Origin of the sequence: Pandoraea communis, assembly GCF_902459745.1 — a bacterium.
Lineage (GTDB): Bacteria > Pseudomonadota > Gammaproteobacteria > Burkholderiales > Burkholderiaceae > Pandoraea > Pandoraea communis.
In genome coordinates, this window is the sequence record NZ_CABPSJ010000005.1 from 242,780 (window position 1) to 261,732 (window position 18,953).

Below are 18,953 nucleotides of genomic sequence, written 5' to 3' on the forward strand. Positions count from 1 at the left end.
TATCGAATGCAAAAGAACCATCCGAAGTCGAACGCTCTGCGTCAGACGAAAATTTGCATGGCCGTCGCGGCTGTGGTGACGGCAGCAGCGCTGCCGGGGTATGCGGTGGCAACCCCGACGTGGGAAGAAACCAGAGAAGCAAGAGTCACTGAGCTGACAAAAGCAGAAAGCGGGCTGACCGTTGTCGCAGAGAATGCGTTACTGGAAAAGCAAACGAAGCTTGATAACGTAAAAAGATACGAAGCATTCGCTCGGCAAGTTGAGAGGATTCTCTCTGATGAGAATGTTGACGATGCGACGAAATTTTCGAATCTTAAGCCGGTGGCAGAGAGAATTAAAGTCGAAGTCAGTAGACTCGTTAAGGTGAGGGGGAGTGACGCTGCGAACAAGGCGTGGCATGCGGAATACGAAGGTTTCCTCACCGCGTTTATGCGCAAGGTGGACGACATCAGCAGTCCCGCAGAAATCAAGTCCGACCACGCCTCAAGCAAGGCGCTGAGTGCCCACGTGGAGAAAAGCGCCGTTGACGGACTTGTCGATCCTGCAAAGACAGCCGTCGTCGAAGCGCAGCAACATCTTGAACTCCTGAAGCACAAGGCTGCTTCGCTGGGCGGTGCCGCTAGCGAAGAGGAATACAAGCACCTCACCGAAAAGACGTTCCTGCTTAACGCGAACGCGGCTAATGCTGAAAAGAACAGTGGTGTCCTGACCTGGAACGATAAAAATCTGCAGACTTTCGTGAACGAAACAGCGCTGGCTGCTGGTCACGACAAGATTGTCCAGGCCGCCACCCTCGAAATCGGCAGTTTTTCGGGCGGAGCATCCGACGCGATTCATGGTGTTGCGGCAGCGCAGGGGATCAAGACTCGTGAAATCGCCACGCTTCGCGCACTCGACGGCGCCAAGCACGATGTTCAGGTTGTGGAAGGCGCTCTGAACATTCATCAGTTCATCGAAACCGAAGGCAACGGAGCGCTTTCGGTGACGCTCGGTAAAAAGGGTGTTCTGCACTTCGAGGACCAAGCCAAAGATGCCAGAGGTGGCATCAAGGGCGATAACGTGACGCTGGTCGCTGGGAGCGCTGACGTTGCGGTTGCCATTAACAAGGCGGATGAGGGCGCCAAGATTGCATTTGGAGATGGGACGAGCGCCGGCAACGCTAAGATCGATCTCTACAGCGGTGCCAGCTTGGAATTCAACAAGGGTTCTGATGCCGGGAACAGCAAGATCACTGTCGCTCGTGCGGTGACGAGTGAAGATGTTGCCGATCGGGTGGTCGAACGTGAGGCTGCTATGGAGGCCAACGTCCACGCCGATCTCAGCGCACTCCCGGAACTTACCGAACAGCTTGGCGCCAAGCTCGAGTTCGAAGACTCGTCTGCGGGTGAAGCCGACATTACCAATGCCGGTGCTCTCACTTTCACGGCGTCCGATCTGAGCACTGCGGAGCTGAAGAATGTGGCAGGCGGGACGGTCACCATCAAAGGCAAGGAAGTCGGTGTTTTCGACGATCAGGGCAACGAGGTTATCGACCCTGAAAACAATTTACAAAAGCAGGAGATGAAATTGTCGGACGGTGGTGCTGCCCTTGTCTTTAACCAAGGGACACTGACTGTCGAGAACACGAATCTCAATGAGGTGGCTTTGCAAAGCGCTGGCACGACGACCATTGCCAAGTCGAAGGGCGGCAAGGCAACGCTCGCAAATTGGCTGGGCGGCGATCTTGCGATCAGCGAAACGCAACTTCAAGACATGAAGCTGGTCAATGCCGGCAAGGCGACTATCACAGAGTCGGACGGCGGCAAAGCACTCATCGCCAACCTTCAAGACGGCGAACTGACTCTCACCGACACGAAGCTCCAAAGTTTGGCACTGGCCAACGAGGGCGCCGTCAAGATGACCGGCAAAACCACTGCCACCAACGCGTCGATCACATTGCATGGCGGTTCGTTGGACGTTTCTGAAATTGCGATTACCGACATTGACGCTGGCGCCGGCAAGCCTGAAAACTCGCTCACCATCGGTTCGCTGACCGGCAAGGGCGACGTGGTTACTGGCAATACGGTGCTGATGCTCGGAGAACTGGGCAACGACGACCACTTCGAAGGCAATATCTCTCGTGAAGCGGCAAAGCCGGGTACGCAGTCATATCCGAACGTTTTGCACGCGAACGTGCTGACTTCGCAACCGGTCGGCTCGAACGTGGTCAAGGTCGGCACGGGCAACCTGACGTTGTCCGGCGATCAGAGCGGTGTGACGAACCTGAGTGTTCAAGGCGGTAAGCTGACGGCAGCACATCCCAACGCGCTGGGTTCGGGGGCCGTGAACGTCGCCAAGGCGGGCACGATCGCACTGAGCACGGATGTGAGCGGCGTGAATAACCTGCAGAACGACGGCACGCTGGATCTCGGAATGAACAAGCTCGAGGTGGGCACCTACGCGTCCGAGGCGGGCGCGAAGATCAAGTCGCGCATCGAGAAAGTCGAAGGCAAGCTGAGCGGTGGCCAGATTCACGTCTCGGAAAGCAGCGATTTCGGCAACACGACGCTTGACGTTACCGCTGCCGCCGACATCGAAATTCAAGATCTCGTGGACACGTTTGAAGTGGTGAGCGCTGAAGGTGACGCAGAAGTGACCGGCGTCGAATTCACCGTGGGTAGCATCACCGGCGGTAAGCAACCGGATCCGACGATTAAGGACCCGGATGGTCCGAATGTTGGACCGGAAACACCAACTATCGAGCCGGGCACGGGCACGAAGATCACGGACAAGAACATCGTGAAGTTCCTGGCGGCCGACGGTGGTTACAGCGCCAACGAGCAAGCGGCGCTGGCGTCGGTTGACGGCGTGATGGTGGGTGATCTGGCGTCGGGCAAGATCGGCGGCAAGGTGCTGTCGGCCATGGCCCTGCAAACGGCAGGCACGGAAGAGCAACGCCGTTCGGCTCGTATGCTCTCGGGTGAGTCGCTGGTGAATAACGCGGTGGCAGCGCAAGCGGCAGCGACGTCGTTCCAGCGCGGCATGCAAACGCGGATGATCGCCGGCGGGGCGATGTTCGACGACAAGACCGCGAACGGTGCGATGGTGGCCGATAACGGCGTCGCGGGTTGGGCGTCGTTCAACGGAGGCAAGACGAGCCAGCGCGGCGACGGCACGAAGTTCGAGGTGAAGGGTCTGGACGGTGCGATCGGTGTTGACAAGCGCCTGAATCAGAACACGTTGGTGGGTGGCTCGATTGGCTTTGGCAATCAGGAGTCGAAGGCGAAGGGCCTGCCGGGCGAGTCGAAGGTCAACAGCGTGAGCGTGGGTCTGTACGGCTCGCACCTGACGGGTTCGAACTGGTTCGTCAACGGCGGTGCGTCGTACACGAATCACAGCGTGAAGACGGATCGCACGGTGGCCGCGCGTAACGCGTCGGCCCGCCTGTCGGGCAAGACGAGCGGACAGACGTTCGGCATGTTCGGTGAAGTGGGTAAGCGCTTTGAGGTGTCGGGTGTGAACATCGACCCGTCGGTGGGTGTGCGTGTGGCGTCGACGCGTTTGAAAGCGTTCGATGAGACGAACCGTGACGGATCGGGCAACGACGGTCTGAAGGTTGGCTCGCAGTCGCAGACGTCGACGCGCGGTGTGTTGGGTGTGCGTCTGTGGAGCGAAGTGGCAAGCATTGCAGGGGGCAAGGTGGCGCCGTCGCTGCGCCTGTCGTACGAGCACGAGTTCGGCAAGACGCAGAGCAGCCTGACGAATGCGATCTACGGTGCGCCGAGCAGCTTCACGGTGAAGGGTCCGAAGCTGGGCAAGGATATCTTCACGGCGGACCTGGGCCTGGACATGCAGCTCAAGAAGCAACTGGAAGTGCGCGTGGGCGGTAACGTCAGCGTGCGCAAGGGCGAGAGCGCGCTGGGCGGTGGTATCTCGGCGAAGTATCGCTTCTAAGGTAGTCGGCAGGACGCTTTCCTCGTGAGGGGAAGGCGCGGATCTTTCCCAACGGGATCTGGGTGACGCATCGGGTAGTCATGATCGATGCGTCGACCGTTTAATGCCATTGGGTCAAAACCCCCGTTACTCATCGGTAACGGGGGTTTTTTACATTTGAATGCGAGCGCCTTGGGATGAAATAGAAAAATCGAAAATGACGTTAGATCGGATAACTGATGATTCACCATCGGATGAACGGGCCACATTCGTTCAATGTGCAATCTATGGCTCAATGAGTCATTCCATCATGGGGCGTGAATTTGATGGCGAAGCGCTAGAAAATTGGCTTGCTTTGGTGGAATTCAATAATATCCTCGTATTGAATGGTGATTTGCGCCATGAATTTCATGGGATATGTCCCAAGATCGGGTTTTTGGATGGGGGATTTCCCAATGCGGCATCCCGAAGACTGTTAATACGTTAATTGCGTCCTACGATTCATGTCACTCATCGAATGCAACGCAACTTGCGTGTTGTTGTTCGATATCTGCCAATCACGAATTGAAGAGGGACGTAGCGCATGAATGCAAACCGTATCGACGTAGCAGCACAGACGTATCAGCACGATAAGGCGGACGCAATGGCGCGCCGACTGCATCGCACCGCGATGGCGGGCGCGGCGGCTCTGGTGTTGACGGGCGGTACGCTTGCTTCCGGCGGCGTGGCTGCGGAGGTTCTCAGTGAAATGACGGTCGAAGAAAAGAAGCGGCCGCGATTTGCTGATATCGCGCGACGCTTTGTGACGCCGGACTTCCTCGAATCGCGCAGGGATCGTGCGCATGCGAACCGTTTGCTCGACGAGCAGGTTGCGCGTGTGGCGCAAGCCAATCGGGACGTCGCCACGGTGAAAATGCGTTCCGACGCCGCAAGCAAGCAGTTGGATAAGGTGCGAGAAGGGTTGAACGTGTGGGAGAGACTCGTCAGATCACCGCAAAGGCTCATTGACGCAGAGAATGCGAAACGTGAAGCGGAAAGCGCCTTGAAATCTGCGCAGGACAATCTCGCGGCCGAGAAGGCAGGGAAGAAGGAACGTATCGAAGCGGTAGCTAAGGCAACGTTGCGCACGGTGGCGGCTGACGCGAAGCGAGAAGAGATGAGGGAATTCAGAGCCGAGACAATCAAGGCGTTGCGAGACGATGCGTCTGCACAGAAAGAAACAGACGTGCCGAAGCTCGATGAGCAAGCGGAATCTGGCATCGTCGATAGAAACACGAGCGGGAAGAACGAGGACAGTGGGGAGCCGGAAGCCCCGACGCCCGAGAGTGGCACGGTCGAGTCTGACGATCTCGCTGCCGATTCGCTTGAAAATCCGGCTGAAGAAGATGCCCTTGGGCAACCGCAGGTCGACCCGGTAGCACAAGCTATGGCCTCGGGCGTGGTCTTGACTCAAATGGCCAACGCCGCGCAACAGAATGCCGACCTGTTCCGCAGGGGTATGCAAGACCGTCTGTCGGGCGACGATGCGTTTATGCAGCCGACGGACATCGAATCGACGGCGAGCGGCATCTCCACCTGGGCGCAAGCCATGGGCGCTCAGACGACCGGACGGGCGCGCGGTGATATTGCGGGCTTCTCCATGCGCGGTGCCGGTATTGTGACGGGCGTCGACGTTAAGAAGAACAACACGCGAGTCGGTGTGGCAGTGGGCTACGGCGATGCGACCGCCGACGCCAGAGGCGAGAATAGTCAGAGCGCCTCGTCGAAGGTGAGCACGTACAGCGTCGGTCTGTATGGCGCCCACGAAGTCGATGGCTGGTTCGCTAACGGTGGTGTGTCGTATAGCGCGCACAGCATCAAGAGCCAGCGTGCGCCGAAACTGGATGGCGAAGTCTATGGCCTGAGCGGCAAGACGAACGCTACGACCGTGGGCGGCTTCGCACAGTTCGGCAAGCACATCGTCACACGCGCCGTGAACATCGATCCGAGCATCACCCTCAAGGTGTCGAACACCTCGGTGAAGGGCTTCACCGAAAACGGCGATGCCGGTCTCAAGGTCGACGGCAGCAACTTCAACTCGGCACGGGTGGGCATTGGCGCGCGTCTGTGGAAGGCGTTCGGCGACGAGTCGCACAGCGTCACGCCGTCGCTGCGTATTTCTTACGAGCGCGAACTGGCGCATGCCGCGCCGTCGATGGACGTGGCACTCGCCAACGCCGCGAATGCCGGCAAGATGACCGTCACGGGCAACAAGTTGGGCCGCGATATCGTGAGCGCGGAAACCAGCGTCGACGTGAAGCTCGGCAAGAAGCTCTCGCTTCGCGGTGGCGTGAACGGCAGCGTGCGCCAAGGTCAAACGCAAGCCGGCGTGGCCGGTTCGCTCAAGTACGTCTGGTAATCCTGGTGTGAGAGGTGCCGGCTTGTGCCGGTGCCCACTTCGCAAGGTAGTTGCAGTAGCAGTCGCAGTAAAGGAAAAGCCGTCCGGCAATACACCGGACGGCTTTTTTCGTCTTGCGGATTCGCGCTTACCTCACCCGCGATCAGAACGAGTGCGACACCCCGATATAAGCACCGGTCTGGCTCTTGCCTGCGGGCGGGTTATCGAGCGAGTCGCTCGGAATGGCCGCGACGGAGAAGCTCTGATTTGCGCTGTTCTTGACATAAGCGACCGTGCCGTACAGGAACGTGCGTTTCGACAGGTTGTACGTCGTGCCCAGCTCGAACATCGTGGCGTGACCAAAGCCGCCCGGCACATTCACGTGATACACCGCCGCATTCGCGGCCCACACCTGGGTCGCCTGATACTTCACGCCAGCCCAATAGTGATCGGCGCGTGTCGCGAAATCGGGGGCCGGCGCGTCCGGGGCGGACATATGGGTGTAGCCCAGCGAAATCGTGAAACGGTTCAGGAACACGTTCGCGCCTGCGAAGTACTCGCGCGACGTGGCGAAGACATCGGTGAAGCGTCCGTTGGTGTCGCGAATTTCGTCGTACAACGCCCGCAACTGGAACCGGTCATGCGTGTACGTCAACTGTGCCCCCATGCCCCGGCCGTTATTGAACTGCCCGGCGATGTTGGAGAACGCGTACTGACCCGCGACATCGAAGCCGTACCAGTTCGGGCTTTGATAGTTGACGGTATTGCTCGCCTGCGGCCAGTTACGTCCTCGCACGAGCGACGCCGAGGAAAACGCCTGCTGTTGGAACGGATCGAAGTCCCAGACGCCGTTGCTGATGAACAGATTGCGGCCGAGCGTCAATTGCCCCCACGAGCGGGAGTTCAGACCGACCAGTGCGCGCCGGTCGAAGATCGATCCCGAGCCGTTGTTGTTGAAGCCGTTCATCAACTGGAATCCGCCTTCCAGATTGAATACGGCATGCAATCCCTGTCCGAGGTCTTCGTAGCCGCGCAGGCCGAACAGGCTGGTGCCGTAGTCGCCACCTTGCGCACTCCAGCGCGATGCGGTGCCGCCCTTACCGTCCTGCAGGTTGTTCATGAATTGAAAGCCGCCATCCACGCGGCCATAAAGCTGCACACTCGATTGCGCGTGCGCAAACGTGCCGATACCGCAAAGCAGGCTTGCTGCAATGAGCTTCTTTTTCATGGTCTGTTCCCCAGGTTGCGTTTTGCCCCGCACCTTCCTTGCGTGGTTATGTCCGTCGTCGTCGCGCGGCGCCCGAGCGAGGGCGATGCGAAAGGTCGGCGGGAAAGCCTGAAATTTCGTTACGAGTGACGAGAAATAGGCAAGCGGGAACGCCTGGGCAACGGGCGCCGCATGAGGAGGTGCGGGCGGTTGCGAGTGATGCCGTCACGCTCTGGTCGTCAGAGATCGTTGTCATGGCAGTCCACTGGCGTAGGACCTGCGACAGCGTGGCGCAAGCTCGGATTGTCTTGCGCGCGGCCGTGCGGCCGGGAGCGGTTGGTGAGGGGCCGGCGCAGCGTCGCATAGGTCGTAGTGCGACGCAACGGGCACCCATCACCCGGATGGCTTCTGTTATATCCGATTTCCCCGGCACGCAACATCGGGGAAAGGCTTAGTCGCCCGATTGTTGCTTAACCGCAACCGAAATGGCGCGCACGGCGAGACAAGTTCGAGTCGACCCGCTTCAGCCGGCTGTTTCAGTCCGGTGCGCCGAAGGCTTCCATCTTGCTCGCCAGGTGCGTCAGCAACCGGTTGGCGGCACCTGACAGCCGCCGGCCGGCGCGGGTGACGAGGTGCGCCTCCGCCTTATTGAGAATCGGGTGATCGACCGGCAGCGCGCGCAACACGCCGGCCTCGATCTCCTGCGACACGGCAAACGCGGGGAGAAATGTCGCGCCCAGTCCCGCACGCACGAAATGCTTGAGGACGGAAATCGAGTTGGTCGTGACCGCGGGCGTGAGCCGATGCTTTTCCGACTGCTCGGCCAGTTCCATCAGTTGGCGCGTGCCGTAAGCCCCGTGCATGAGGGCGAGTGGCACGTCGTAGAGCGCATCGAGCCGAAGCGCTCCCGTCTCGTCCATTCGCGCGATCAGCGGGGAGTCGGGCGCGACGATGGCGTGCACCGGCTGACGCATCTGTGCGCGCGACACGATCTTGGGTTCGGCCGGCGGGTTGTAGACGAGCCCGATGTCCGCATCGTCCTCGGCCACGAGTCGCATGACCTCGTTGGTGCCCGCCAGATCGAGCGTTAGTGTGATGTCGGGATAGCGCTTGCAGAAGTACTGCAACGGTGCACCCATCAGGTCGCTGACGAATCCCTCGCCGACAGCCAGCCGGATGTGGCCGCGCCGCAGCCCGCGGACTTCCTGCAACTTGGCAAGCAAGTCCTCCTGGTGCGCGCGCTGCTCCCGGTAGTACTCCATGAGCAGCCGTCCGGCCTGCGTCAGGTGGACGCCGCGCTTGTGGCGTTCGATGAGCGGCAGCGCCAGTTCGGCTTCCAGTAATGCGATCTGGCGGCTGACGGCAGAGGGGGCGATGTCGAGCCTGTCGGCGGCGGCGCGCACGGTGCCGCATTGGACGGCTTCGAACAGATACGCCAGACGGCTTTCGGTGATGGCAGGTGTCATACCCTAAAGACTAATTTTTAGAACAAAAATCTTCAAGCGTTGTCATTGAGCGTCGTTTTTTTTCAATTCACACTGCGAAACATGCGGATCGGCCCCTCTGCTGGGCAACGAACCCAGGCGAGGCCTGGTGGAGGTGGTCCGATTCCGCGCCAGTTTCAGAGCCGCCGGCCCGCACAGGGATAACGGGGGCGAGCGTCCTCGGGCCGCCAGGATCGGCGCCGGGTCACATCGGAGACACCAGATGATTCCTCCGCGCAACACGCGATTTGGCGTCGATCATCCGCTGGTCACGGTGCATGACCACCCGCGGCGCCTGACGCACTACGAGCGCATGGGCTTTTCCCCGTCGCCGGTGTCGTATCACCCGTGGGGCACGGTCACCGCGCTCATGATGTTCGGCGACAACTTCATCGAATTGATCGGCGTGGACGACGCCCGCAAGTTCGGCACGCATGCGATCGGAGACTTTTGTTTCGGACGTTATCTCGGCAGTTTTCTGGCGCGCGAAGAAGGCGTTTCGCTGATTGCCCTTCACAGCAAGGACGCACGCGCCGATCACGCCCGCCTCGTGCAGGCCGGCCTCGAGACACAAGGCATCATCGATTTTCGCCGGACGATGCGCAAACCGGACGGCTCGCCCGACCAGGCCGTCGTCTCGCTCGGCCTGTTCATCGACGACTCGTTGGGCGATGCGTCGAATTTCATCTGCCAGCAACATCGGCCCGAGCTGATCTGGGTGCCCGAGTGGCAGACGCATGCGAACGGCGTGAGCAACATCATCGGCGTGACTTACGTGACGCCGGATCCCCTTTCCCTGCGCACGCTCGCCACGCGCTGGCAGCAGATATATGGCGAGCGTCACGTCGATCACTATGACGGCGGAGCCGTGGCCGACACCGGCTGCGGCCACTTGTGGGCGCTCTCGCCGCAGCGTGCCGAAGCGCGTTATGCGGCGGTCGGTTTGCCGATGGCGCATGCCGCGCGTACGCATGCCGTGGCGATCACGCTGCTGGCCCCGGATCTGGCTCACGTCGAGGCGCTGTGGCGCGAACACGGCGTGCCCTACGGCTACAACGAGCACGGGCTGGTGGTGGAGCCCGAGTTTGCGGGCAACGTCGTGCTGGAGTTCGTCAACTACCCGCACTGACGTGCCCCTGAATTTTCCAAACGGCGGCCGGACGATCCGGCCGGCGGAGCAACGCGGCGTCGCTCGTGGCGGCGGCGTCATCCTCGCAGTCAATCTGGAGTCAACATGAAAATCATCGGAGTGGTCGGACTGGGCAATATGGGACGCGGCATGGCGCTGTCGTTGCAGCGCGGCGGTTTCACAGTGCTTGGGTTCGATCCGTCGCCGGCTGCCGGTAGCGCCCTGGCCGAGGCCGGCATCGGCCTGCGGGCTTCGGTCGCCGAACTCGCCCGCGAAGCCGACGCCCTGGTGCTGTCGCTGCCGACGTCGCAAGTGGTCGAGGCCGTGGTGAACGGCGCCGACGGCATTGCCGCGAACGGCCGCGAGGGGTTGATCGTCGTCGACACGTCGACGGCCGACCCGGAAAGCACGCGCGCCCTCGCAGCCACGCTGCGCGAGAAAGGCATCGCACTGGTCGACGCACCGGTCTCCGGCGGCCCGAAAGGTGCACTGAACGGTGCACTCACGATGGTGCTGGGCGGTTCCGCAGACGACATCGCCCGTGTCGAGCCGGTGCTTGCTGCCATGTCGGCCAAGCGCGTGCACATCGGCGACGTGGGCGCGGGTCACGTGACCAAGCTCATCAACAACCTGATGTGCGCGGCCCATCTGGTCGTGGCGGGCGAAGCGATGCGTCTGGCGAAAGCCGCCGGTGTGGCGCCCGAGCAAGTGCTCGAGGGCCTGAATGCCGGTTCGGGCCGCAGTGGCGTGACGCAGACCAATTACCCGACATGGATTCTGAACGACGCGTTCGACTCGGGCTTCACGATGAAGCTCATGCGCAAGGACGTGCGCCTGGCGATGGCGCTCGCGGAGCAGACCGGCACGCTGGCCACGGGACCGCTCTCGGCCGAAGTTGGCCGTCTGTGGGCGGCGAGCGCCGCAACGGTGGGCGACGACGAGGATTTCAACCGCATCGTGCAGTTCATCGAACCGGGCCGCGCGTAATCGTTGCCGGGCGGCCGCTGGCCCCACGCGTTCGCGTTCGATATTTCTTTTTTGTTTGACGACAGGATGTGCCCCGGACGGCGCATCGCACGGAGTTTTCTCATGGCAGATCAACAAGCCGCCGCCTTGCTCGGCGCATTCGCAAAGTTCTTCCCCAACGCCACCACGATCGGCTCGTTCGTGAATGGCGAACTGGTCGAAGGCGCGGGTGAGGCGACCATCGATATCGTCAATCCGGCCACTGGCCAGACGGTGCTGACTTACCGCGATGCGGGTGCCGCCGTCGTGGCGCAGGCCGCCGAAGCCGCGCAAGCGGCGCAGAAAACCTGGTGGGCGCTGACCCACGCGGCGCGCGGCCGGGTGATGCAGGCCGTTGGCAGCAAGATCCGTGAAAATGCCGAAGCGCTCGCGCAACTCGAATCGATCGGCGCAGGCAAACCGATCCGCGATTGCCGTGGTGAAGTCGGCAAGGTGGCGGAAATGTTCGAGTACTACGCCGGCTGGACCGACAAGTTCTTCGGCGACGTGATCCCGGTGCCGAGCACGCACCTGAATTACACGCGTCGCGAAGCGATGGGCGTGGTGTTGCAGATCACGCCCTGGAACGCCCCGGTGTTCACCTGCGGCTGGCAACTCGCCCCGGCCATCGCGATGGGTAACGGCGTGCTGCTCAAGCCGTCGGAACTCACGCCGGCCAGCTCGCTCGTGGTGGCCGCGCTTGCCGAGCAGGCGGGCGTGCCGCGCGGTCTCATCAACGTGCTCGCCGGCTTCGGTCACACCACCGGTCAGGCAGCGATCTCGCATCCGGTCATCAAGAAGGTGGTGTTCGTCGGCTCGCCGGCCACGGGCAGCAAGATCGCCACGGCCGCCGCACAGCGTCTGCTGCCGAGCGTGCTCGAATTGGGCGGCAAGTCCGCCAATATCGTGTTCAATGATGCCGATCTGAAGCGCGCCTGCCTTGGCGCCCAGGCCGCCATCTTCTCGAGCGCAGGCCAAAGCTGCGTGGCGGGCTCGCGTCTGCTGGTTCAGCGCGGCGTGTACGATCAGATGATCGAGATGCTGGCACGCGGCGCGGAGAAGATTCGCGTGGGCGCGCCGCTGGACGACACCACCGAAGTCGGCCCGATCTGCAACCGCACGCAGTATCAGCACGTGATGAACATGATCGACGCAGGTGTGCAAGGCGGCGCGCGTCTGGCGGCCGGCACGCAGCAGCGCAGCGACGGCGGCTTCTTCGTGCGTCCGACCGTGCTGGCCGACGCGAACAACACGATGGGCGTGGCTCGCACCGAAATCTTCGGCCCGGTCGTCGTGGCAATTCCCTTCGACACGGAAGAGGAAGCGCTGGCGATCGCCAACGACAGCGAATTCGGTCTGGCGGGCGCCGTGTGGACGCAGGATGTCGCGCGCGCTCACCGTGTGGCCGCGCAGGTCAACGCCGGAACGTTCTGGATCAACGGTTACAAGACGATTAACGTGGCGTCGCCGTTCGGGGGATACAACCACAGCGGTTACGGCCGCTCCAGCGGCGTGGAAGCGCTCTACGAGTACACGCAGACGAAGAGTGTGTGGGTCGAGACCGCAGCGAATCCGGCCACGCCGTTCGGCTACGTCTGATCGCGCGGCGAGGCGGACGAAGCCATCCGCGCGAATGTGCTGCCATCGAGCGTTCTGTTGTCGGGAACGTGACGTAATCGTGTGAATTGTGTGCCGGACGAAGGTCGTGAGACCCCGTCCGGCAGGCAACCGTTCCAGCCTGCGAGACCTGGGGCCGGAACGGCAATTTTGACCGCGTATAATGCCGCCCTCGGGTGGTTCGGCGCGCAAAGCTGTTGCTGTCACCGAGGCGTGTCAACGTGGTGCTCGTTCGGGCGTCACGAGGAGAGGAGTCCGCGGGTTTTGCGACCGGGTGGACAACGCGCCGAATTTCCTTAACCACCGAAATGTTCGCGTCTTTTCCGGGTCACCGGAGGGCACCGGACCGGTTCAATAGCAAGTGCAGTGGAGACCCAGATGGCAGTCATGGAACAAAACGCGGCCAAGCCGCAAGGGGGCGCCTTCAGTGATGGCGTGCGCCTGTATGTTTGGGCGATCGTGATTCTCGTGATCGCGGAGCTGATCGGGGCGATCAGCATCAAGGCCGGTCACGGCAAGATCGTGTTGTTGCCGATGGTCTGGGCGTTGCTGCTCGGCGCGGCGCTGGGCTTGTCGCAGTCGCGTTTGCCGCGTTTCGCGCAGATCGACCTGCCGATGCAGCACCGCGCTGCCGCCATTCTGCAACCGGCGCTGCTGCTCTTCGTGGCAAAGCTGGGCCTGCTCGTGGGCGGCTCGCTGCCCAAGCTCGTCGCTGCGGGTTGGGCGCTCGTGTTCCAGGAATTCGGCCACTTCGTGGGCACGATCATCCTGGGTCTGCCGGTAGCGCTGATGCTCGGCATCAAGCGCGAAGCCATCGGCGCGACCTTCTCGGTCGGCCGTGAGCCGAGCCTCGCCATCATCGGCGAAAAGTACGGCTTCGACTCGCCGGAAGGCCGCGGCGTGCTTGCCGAGTACCTGACGGGCACGATCTTCGGTGCGGTGTTCATTTCGCTGTTTGCCGGTTTCGTCGCCAGCCTTAACCTGTTCCATCCGCATTCGCTCGCCATGGGCGCCGGCGTGGGCTCGGGCTCGATGATGGCCGCGGCAGCAGGCGCCATCGCGGCACAGCAAACGCCGGAAGTCGCCAAGGAAGTCGCCACGTTCGCGGCGGCATCGAACCTGATCACGACGACTATCGGCACGTACTTCACGCTGTTCATCTCGCTGCCGCTCGCCGTGTGGGGCTATCGCGTGATGGAGCCGGTGCTCGGCCGCATGAGCCGCCGCGGCCGTGCCAACGCGGAAGCCGCTGCCGTGGCCGATGCCGAAGCTGCCAAGGAACTGAAGCAAGCCAGCAAAGCGCACACGGTCGAAATGAATTTCGGCGCGCGTCTGTTCGCCTGGGTGTTCTCGGGTACGTTGGCGCTTATCGGTAACAGCCTGGCCTTCAAGACGCCGTTCCTCGACGGTGTACCGGGCATGCTCATCATCATCGGCGCCGTGCTCGTCGGCGAAGCGCTGTACTTCGTCACGCGTCGCAAGGTGCCGGCGGTGTGCTGGGTATCGCTGATCGCCATGTTCCTGACGTCGCCGGCCTTCCCGTTCGCACCGGTCGTCGAGCAGTTCACGGGCAAGATCAACTTCCTCGCGCTGGTCACGCCGATGCTGACCTACGCGGGTCTGTCGGTCGCCAAGGACGTGCCTGCCTTCCGCCGCCTCGGCTGGCGCATTGTGATCGTGTCGTTCCTCGCGAACGCCGGTACGTTCCTCGGTGCCGCGATCATCGCCGAGTTCTTCCACGTGTAATGCGTGCCCGGTGCGCGTGGCGGTGACACGCGGCGCGCTGGCTCGGGAAACAAATACGCCACGGCATGCCGTGGCGTATTTGTTTGTGCGGCCGAATCCGTCAATCAGGGCTTGGTGGCCGCAGTGTCGGCCCGTGCGCGTTCCTGATGGTAGCGACGGAAGTAGGCGCGAATTTCGGCCGGTGAGAGCTTGCCGTCGTGATTGACGTCGATCTCGTCGAAATGCTGATAGAGGAACGGCTCGGCGGCGGCCACTTCGTCGCGGCTCAGATAGCCGTCGTCATCCTTGTCGGCCGCCTTGAAATGGCGCTCGAACGTTGCACGGCGCGCCTGCAACTGGCTGCGCTGATAGGCCGCCCATTCGTCACGGTCGATCTTGCCGTCGTGATTGGTGTCGATGGCATCGAACGAGCGCTGCAGATAGAGGCCCAGCGCTGCGTTCTGGTCGGCGGCGTCGCCGTAGTCGGGACCTGCCGACGATGCTGGGGCTGTCGGCGTGGAGCGCATGGCGTCATTTGCCGGGTTGCCCTGCGCATGGCCGGTGGCGGCGACGAGCGACAACACAGCCGCACCGGCACAAAGTGCGGCGGCGGCGAGAGCCTGGCGTCCGAGGCGTCGTGTCGTGAGGGTTCGAAGCGTCCGTTTGCGGAGTGTGTCTTGGGGTGTCATATCGCGCTTCTCCTTATTCCTTGAGCAATGACGGCGGCACGTGTTCCGAGTGCGCAATGCCACGCGAGGCGCATGCCGCCCGAAAACGATACTGAGGACGACGGGGGCGATTCGCCGCGATCAGCGGCGGCGGCCGCGGTCGTCGGTAATGACGTTACCGATCACGCCGCCGACAACGGCGCCGCCAACGGTCGCGCCGAGGTCGCCACCGGAGATGAGGGCACCGCCGAGCGCGCCGACACCGGCGCCGACTGCCGTATTACGCGATTCGCGGGGCGTCATGCCGCCGCAGCCCGCCAGCGTGCCGATCAGCGCCGCGCCTACGAGAATCGGGGCGACCGAACGTGGGAGATGTGAGATGGGCGAGATCCATCGTTGTGTGCTTTTCATGACGTATGGCTCCTTCAACGGGGGGCGTTAAGCCCCAAGGGATGCGCAGGCCGGGCATCGAGGCTCAGCCTGCTATTCGACAAAAGCAGCGGCTTTCGGGACTGGCGCGCGGTGCCGCCGGTTCGGGGGCAAGGCGCGATGCATACGCACTAATGGGCGGTTTCGGAGCCTGGTGTCGGTGCACCAGTTCCATTGGCCGGATACGTCTCCTGATACGCCGGAGGAAGCGGCGCAGGCGGATACGGCCGGCCCTGCGCGTCGGACGGGTACGGCCGCCCGTAGCCGTCAGTTGGCGGGTAGGGGCGCCCATAGGCATCTGTCGCCGGTGCCGGAGACGGCGGCGCCGCGTACGGACTGCATGGCGTACCGGCCGCATAGGGCGGCGGCCCGCAGTTCGGCTGATAGGCTGGATTCGTCGTTTCGTCGCCTCGGTACGGCAGACGCGGTTGCGGCGGCGCCTCATAGGCACATCCGGCCAGCGTCAGCAGCGCGGCGGCCAGACCGGTTGCAGCGGCAGCCCTGGCGGTGCGCGCCTTCACGAGACTTGCCGATGTACGGTTCGTAGCATTCGTTCTCAACATGACCTCCTTGTGAGAGCGGTGTTTACCCCGCTCGTCGTCATGGCTCGACTTAGGTTTGACTCAAATTGCGGGAATTGGATCGCCGGATCTTGTAAGACTTTGTAATCCGCCAAGGCAGCGCGTGCTGGTGGGGATCTCACGTGGCTATTGCTGCGCACATCAGCGGTGCACATCAATGAATACGCATATAACGTAGTCCAAAACAATGTAGGAATGCGCCGACACTGTGTACGCAAAATGCGTCATCTCCTGACGGCATTCGTATGCGTTCTCGTATTCGCTTTCATATATGACTTCATCTGCAACGCCTGTCGCATCTCACGCCTTGAAAACATGACATCGAAATTGTTCATTTTTGAAATATCCGGCGCGTCAGGCACGGCGTCACATCGTTCGGAGGCTTGTGCGCCTATTGCGCGATAACGCGGCGCATTACGCGATGTCTGTCATCGCAATCCACGTTGAATGCGTTGAAATATCGGGAAAGTCCGGGGGAGTGTTTGCGCTTAGTTTTCGCCGCAAGCTGCGTTTGCGCTGGCATACTGTGCCCGCTGATGTTCGGTATTGGATTCAGCGGACGTTGAGAAAATTCGATTGAGGTGCTCGGCCTATCCGCGCAGGCTTACACATGCCACAAGTTAAGAAAGAAGACATTCGTCTGGCCATCCTCGAAGCGTCGCACGCCCTGTTTCTGGAAAAGGGCTACGTCGACACGACGATGGTGCAGATCGCCAAGCGCGCAGGTATTTCGCACGCGAACATCTACAGCTACTTCACCGCGAAGCTGCAGGTCTTCTTTTGCGTCTACGAGAAGTGGTTCAAGGCGCGCATTACGGCGCTGGAATCCGAGGTGATGGCAGCCCATGGTGCGCATGAGCGCATGCGCACGCTGCTTGGCGGTCTTTTGGTTCAGACGCCGAGACTCGACAACGGCTTTTCGCACAATCTGGTGCAGGCGCTGGCCACCGTTGCCCCTGGCGATCCTTACGATTCGTCACTGCTGCTGTGGTTTCGCGAACGCCTCTCGAGCATGCTGGCGGCCTGTGCGCCCAGCCTCGCGCGTGACGGCGTGCGGCGCGCGCGTCTGGTGGACATCCTCGTGCTGACGTTCGACGGGTGCCTCGTCAATCACCATGTCAATCCGGCGTCGCTGCCGGATGTCGCCATGCTCGAAGAATTCGTTGCGGCCTTCCTCTCGGGGGAACCGGCGGACTCGGCAGTCATGCCGCAGGGAGCGGAGCCGGCCATACCGTCCGGCTCTGCGGCGGCGGCCTGAACAGGACGCCGATGCGCTCACTTCCCTGGACAGCCCTCAATCTCGGGCGAAAGCTCAAGTTCCATCAGCTTCAGGTGTTTGATCGCGTGCTCGAGACGGGTTCGCTCGTGCGCGCCGCCAACGAGACCGGCCTCACGCAGCCGGCCGTGAGCAAGATCGTGCATGAGATGGAAGCCTGCTTTGAAGGGCCGCTCTTCGTGCGCAGCAATCGCGGTGTGCAGCCCACGGAGCTGGGCGAACTGCTTGGCCATCGCGTGAAATCGCTGATGGCGGAGTTGCGTTATCTGACGGACGAAGTGAATGCGTTCAGCGCAGGCGCCAGCGGACACGTGATTGTGGGCACGCTCATTTCGGCTGCGGCCGATCTGCTGCCTCGCACGATTGCCTTGCTGAAGACACAAGCCCCTGGTGTGCTTGTCACGGTGCGAGAAGCGACCACTGCACAACTCTTTCCGGCGCTGGCCAGCGGAGACCTGGATATCGTCGTGGGCCGTTTGCCCGAGCGTGCGCTGCCAGTCGCCAAGGCCTTTGCGCTGACTCACGAAATTCTCTTCAACGAATCGCTGTGCGTGGTCGGCGGCAAGCGTCACTGGACGCAGCTCCCCGAGCGCGTGCCGCTGGCGGAGTTACGTGAGGGGGCATGGATTCTGCCGGTGCCCGAGTCGCCGTCGCGGCTGGCTGCCGAGCGTCTGTTCCACGATGCGGGGCTCGCGTTGCCCGAAGACGTGGTCGAATCGCTCTCCGTACTCACCAATATCGGGCTGATGCTGGAAACGCCGCGTGTCGCGCTGATGCCGCGTGTCGCTGCTACGCCGTTTGTGGAGGCAGGACTGCTGCGAGTGTTGGCCGATACCATGCCGGGCAGCTTTGGCGACGTTGGGTATTCACTGCGTACCGACAAGCAACCGAGTCCGGCGTGTGGGCGTTTCGTTGCCTGTCTTCGCGAGGTCTGCGGCCTCAAGCCGTAACCCGCTATCCACGCTTTCACGCGATCCGGAATGCAATCAGGGCGGCATGCCGATGTATTGGCAAGCCGCCCTTTGCTGTGGGTTTCAGAGGCGGGCGAGTGATGAGACGAGCCCTGGGTTCTGTTGCACGAGCCGAATCAGGCAGGCAGCCTGAGCGTTGGGACGCGCGCGTCCCTGTTCCCAGTTCTCGAGCGTACGCGGATTGGTACGAAGGTAATGCGCAAAGACATTGCGCGACATGCCCAGATGCTTGCGCAACGCCAGCAACTCATCAGGAAATATTTCCAGTTTGGGGAGCGGCGTGCGAGGTAGCTCCTTGATGTTGAGCGGAAGATCCGCGGGAAGGCCGTTCTTGACGTGTGCCGGCTCGGTGGGCTGCGGCGCACCGGTGTCCTGCGATAGCAGCCAGCGGAAGGGATTCGAAGGCGTATTGGAGTAAGCCATAGTCCTACCCGGGTGTCGATAAGTGGTGAGAAGAAGGCGCTTGCGAAGTCGATCAAGCGGAATCGATTGCACCACATAGTTCCACTGGGCGCTTTCACAAAACACACCGGATTTTCGCGTCTGACACCTATCGAGTACTACGCACCTCA

General features: G+C 61.9%; 14 protein-coding genes and 1 pseudogene. 8 read left to right on the plus strand and 7 right to left on the minus strand.

The window, feature by feature from the left end:
• Window positions 1-483 precede the first annotated feature (483 nt).
• Window positions 484-1,311, minus strand: a complete 828-nt coding sequence (locus tag PCO31110_RS25740) for a hypothetical protein (RefSeq protein ID WP_168162919.1) — start codon at window positions 1,309-1,311, stop codon at window positions 484-486.
• On the opposite strand from PCO31110_RS25740, the gene PCO31110_RS19105 reads away from it, so the two are divergent.
• Window positions 1,294-3,933: an autotransporter family protein gene (locus PCO31110_RS19105; RefSeq protein WP_174979650.1), complete on the plus strand. Its 2,640-nt coding sequence runs from the start codon at window positions 1,294-1,296 to the stop codon at window positions 3,931-3,933. The genes PCO31110_RS25740 and PCO31110_RS19105 overlap by 18 nt on opposite strands.
• Window positions 3,934-4,495: 562 nt before the next feature.
• Window positions 4,496-6,310 (plus strand): autotransporter outer membrane beta-barrel domain-containing protein, encoded by a 1,815-nt coding sequence (locus tag PCO31110_RS19110; RefSeq protein ID WP_010805821.1) that lies wholly within the window; start codon window positions 4,496-4,498, stop codon window positions 6,308-6,310.
• A gap of 142 nt (window positions 6,311-6,452) precedes the next feature.
• On the opposite strand, the gene PCO31110_RS19115 is transcribed toward PCO31110_RS19110, so the two are convergent.
• Together PCO31110_RS19115 and PCO31110_RS19120 are read right to left on the minus strand one after the other, a co-directional pair.
• Window positions 6,453-7,517 (minus strand): porin, encoded by a 1,065-nt coding sequence (locus PCO31110_RS19115; RefSeq protein ID WP_010805822.1) that lies wholly within the window; start codon window positions 7,515-7,517, stop codon window positions 6,453-6,455.
• 515 nt (window positions 7,518-8,032) lie between these two features.
• Window positions 8,033-8,962 carry a LysR family transcriptional regulator gene (locus tag PCO31110_RS19120; RefSeq protein ID WP_010805823.1) on the minus strand — a complete coding sequence of 310 codons (930 nt, stop codon included), beginning with the start codon at window positions 8,960-8,962 and terminating at the stop codon, window positions 8,033-8,035.
• 241 nt (window positions 8,963-9,203) lie between these two features.
• Between PCO31110_RS19120 and PCO31110_RS19125 the strand changes: the two genes are divergently transcribed.
• The 4 genes and pseudogenes from PCO31110_RS19125 to PCO31110_RS19140 all read left to right on the plus strand — a co-directional run bounded on the left by PCO31110_RS19125 (window position 9,204) and on the right by PCO31110_RS19140 (window position 14,477).
• On the plus strand, window positions 9,204-10,109 hold the full coding sequence (locus tag PCO31110_RS19125) for a VOC family protein (RefSeq protein ID WP_010805824.1): 906 nt from the start codon (window positions 9,204-9,206) through the stop codon (window positions 10,107-10,109).
• Window positions 10,110-10,172: 63 nt separating this feature from the next.
• A pseudogene (locus PCO31110_RS19130) lies at window positions 10,173-11,096 on the plus strand (NAD(P)-dependent oxidoreductase); the annotation flags it as partial.
• Between the two features lie 102 nt (window positions 11,097-11,198).
• The gene (locus PCO31110_RS19135) at window positions 11,199-12,713 is read left to right on the plus strand and encodes an aldehyde dehydrogenase family protein (RefSeq protein WP_010805826.1); all 1,515 of its coding nucleotides are present in this window, start codon (window positions 11,199-11,201) and stop codon (window positions 12,711-12,713) included.
• 396 nt (window positions 12,714-13,109) lie between these two features.
• A complete protein-coding gene (locus tag PCO31110_RS19140; protein WP_150691158.1) occupies window positions 13,110-14,477 on the plus strand; it encodes a DUF3100 domain-containing protein in 1,368 nt (455 codons plus the stop codon).
• Between the two features lie 104 nt (window positions 14,478-14,581).
• Here PCO31110_RS19140 and PCO31110_RS19145 read toward each other — a convergent pair whose 3' ends face one another.
• From PCO31110_RS19145 to PCO31110_RS19155, 3 genes are all read right to left on the minus strand, one after another.
• A complete protein-coding gene (locus PCO31110_RS19145; RefSeq protein WP_150691159.1) occupies window positions 14,582-15,145 on the minus strand; it encodes an EF-hand domain-containing protein in 564 nt (187 codons plus the stop codon).
• Window positions 15,146-15,265: 120 nt separating this feature from the next.
• A complete protein-coding gene (locus tag PCO31110_RS19150; RefSeq protein WP_010805829.1) occupies window positions 15,266-15,535 on the minus strand; it encodes a YMGG-like glycine zipper-containing protein in 270 nt (89 codons plus the stop codon).
• 149 nt (window positions 15,536-15,684) lie between these two features.
• On the minus strand, window positions 15,685-16,116 hold the full coding sequence (locus PCO31110_RS19155) for a hypothetical protein (RefSeq protein ID WP_150691160.1): 432 nt from the start codon (window positions 16,114-16,116) through the stop codon (window positions 15,685-15,687).
• Between the two features lie 628 nt (window positions 16,117-16,744).
• Here PCO31110_RS19155 and PCO31110_RS19160 point away from each other — a divergent pair.
• Together PCO31110_RS19160 and PCO31110_RS19165 are read left to right on the plus strand one after the other, a co-directional pair.
• Window positions 16,745-17,392, plus strand: coding sequence for a TetR/AcrR family transcriptional regulator (locus PCO31110_RS19160; RefSeq protein ID WP_150691161.1), 648 nt, complete (start codon window positions 16,745-16,747; stop codon window positions 17,390-17,392).
• Between the two features lie 11 nt (window positions 17,393-17,403).
• On the plus strand, window positions 17,404-18,360 hold the full coding sequence (locus PCO31110_RS19165; protein ID WP_150691162.1) for a LysR family transcriptional regulator: 957 nt from the start codon (window positions 17,404-17,406) through the stop codon (window positions 18,358-18,360).
• Window positions 18,361-18,444: 84 nt separating this feature from the next.
• Here the strand turns inward: PCO31110_RS19165 and PCO31110_RS19170 are convergent, their stop codons facing one another.
• Complete coding sequence (locus PCO31110_RS19170; protein ID WP_010805833.1) at window positions 18,445-18,804, minus strand: helix-turn-helix domain-containing protein; 360 nt, start codon at window positions 18,802-18,804, stop codon at window positions 18,445-18,447.
• Window positions 18,805-18,953: the final 149 nt, after the last annotated feature.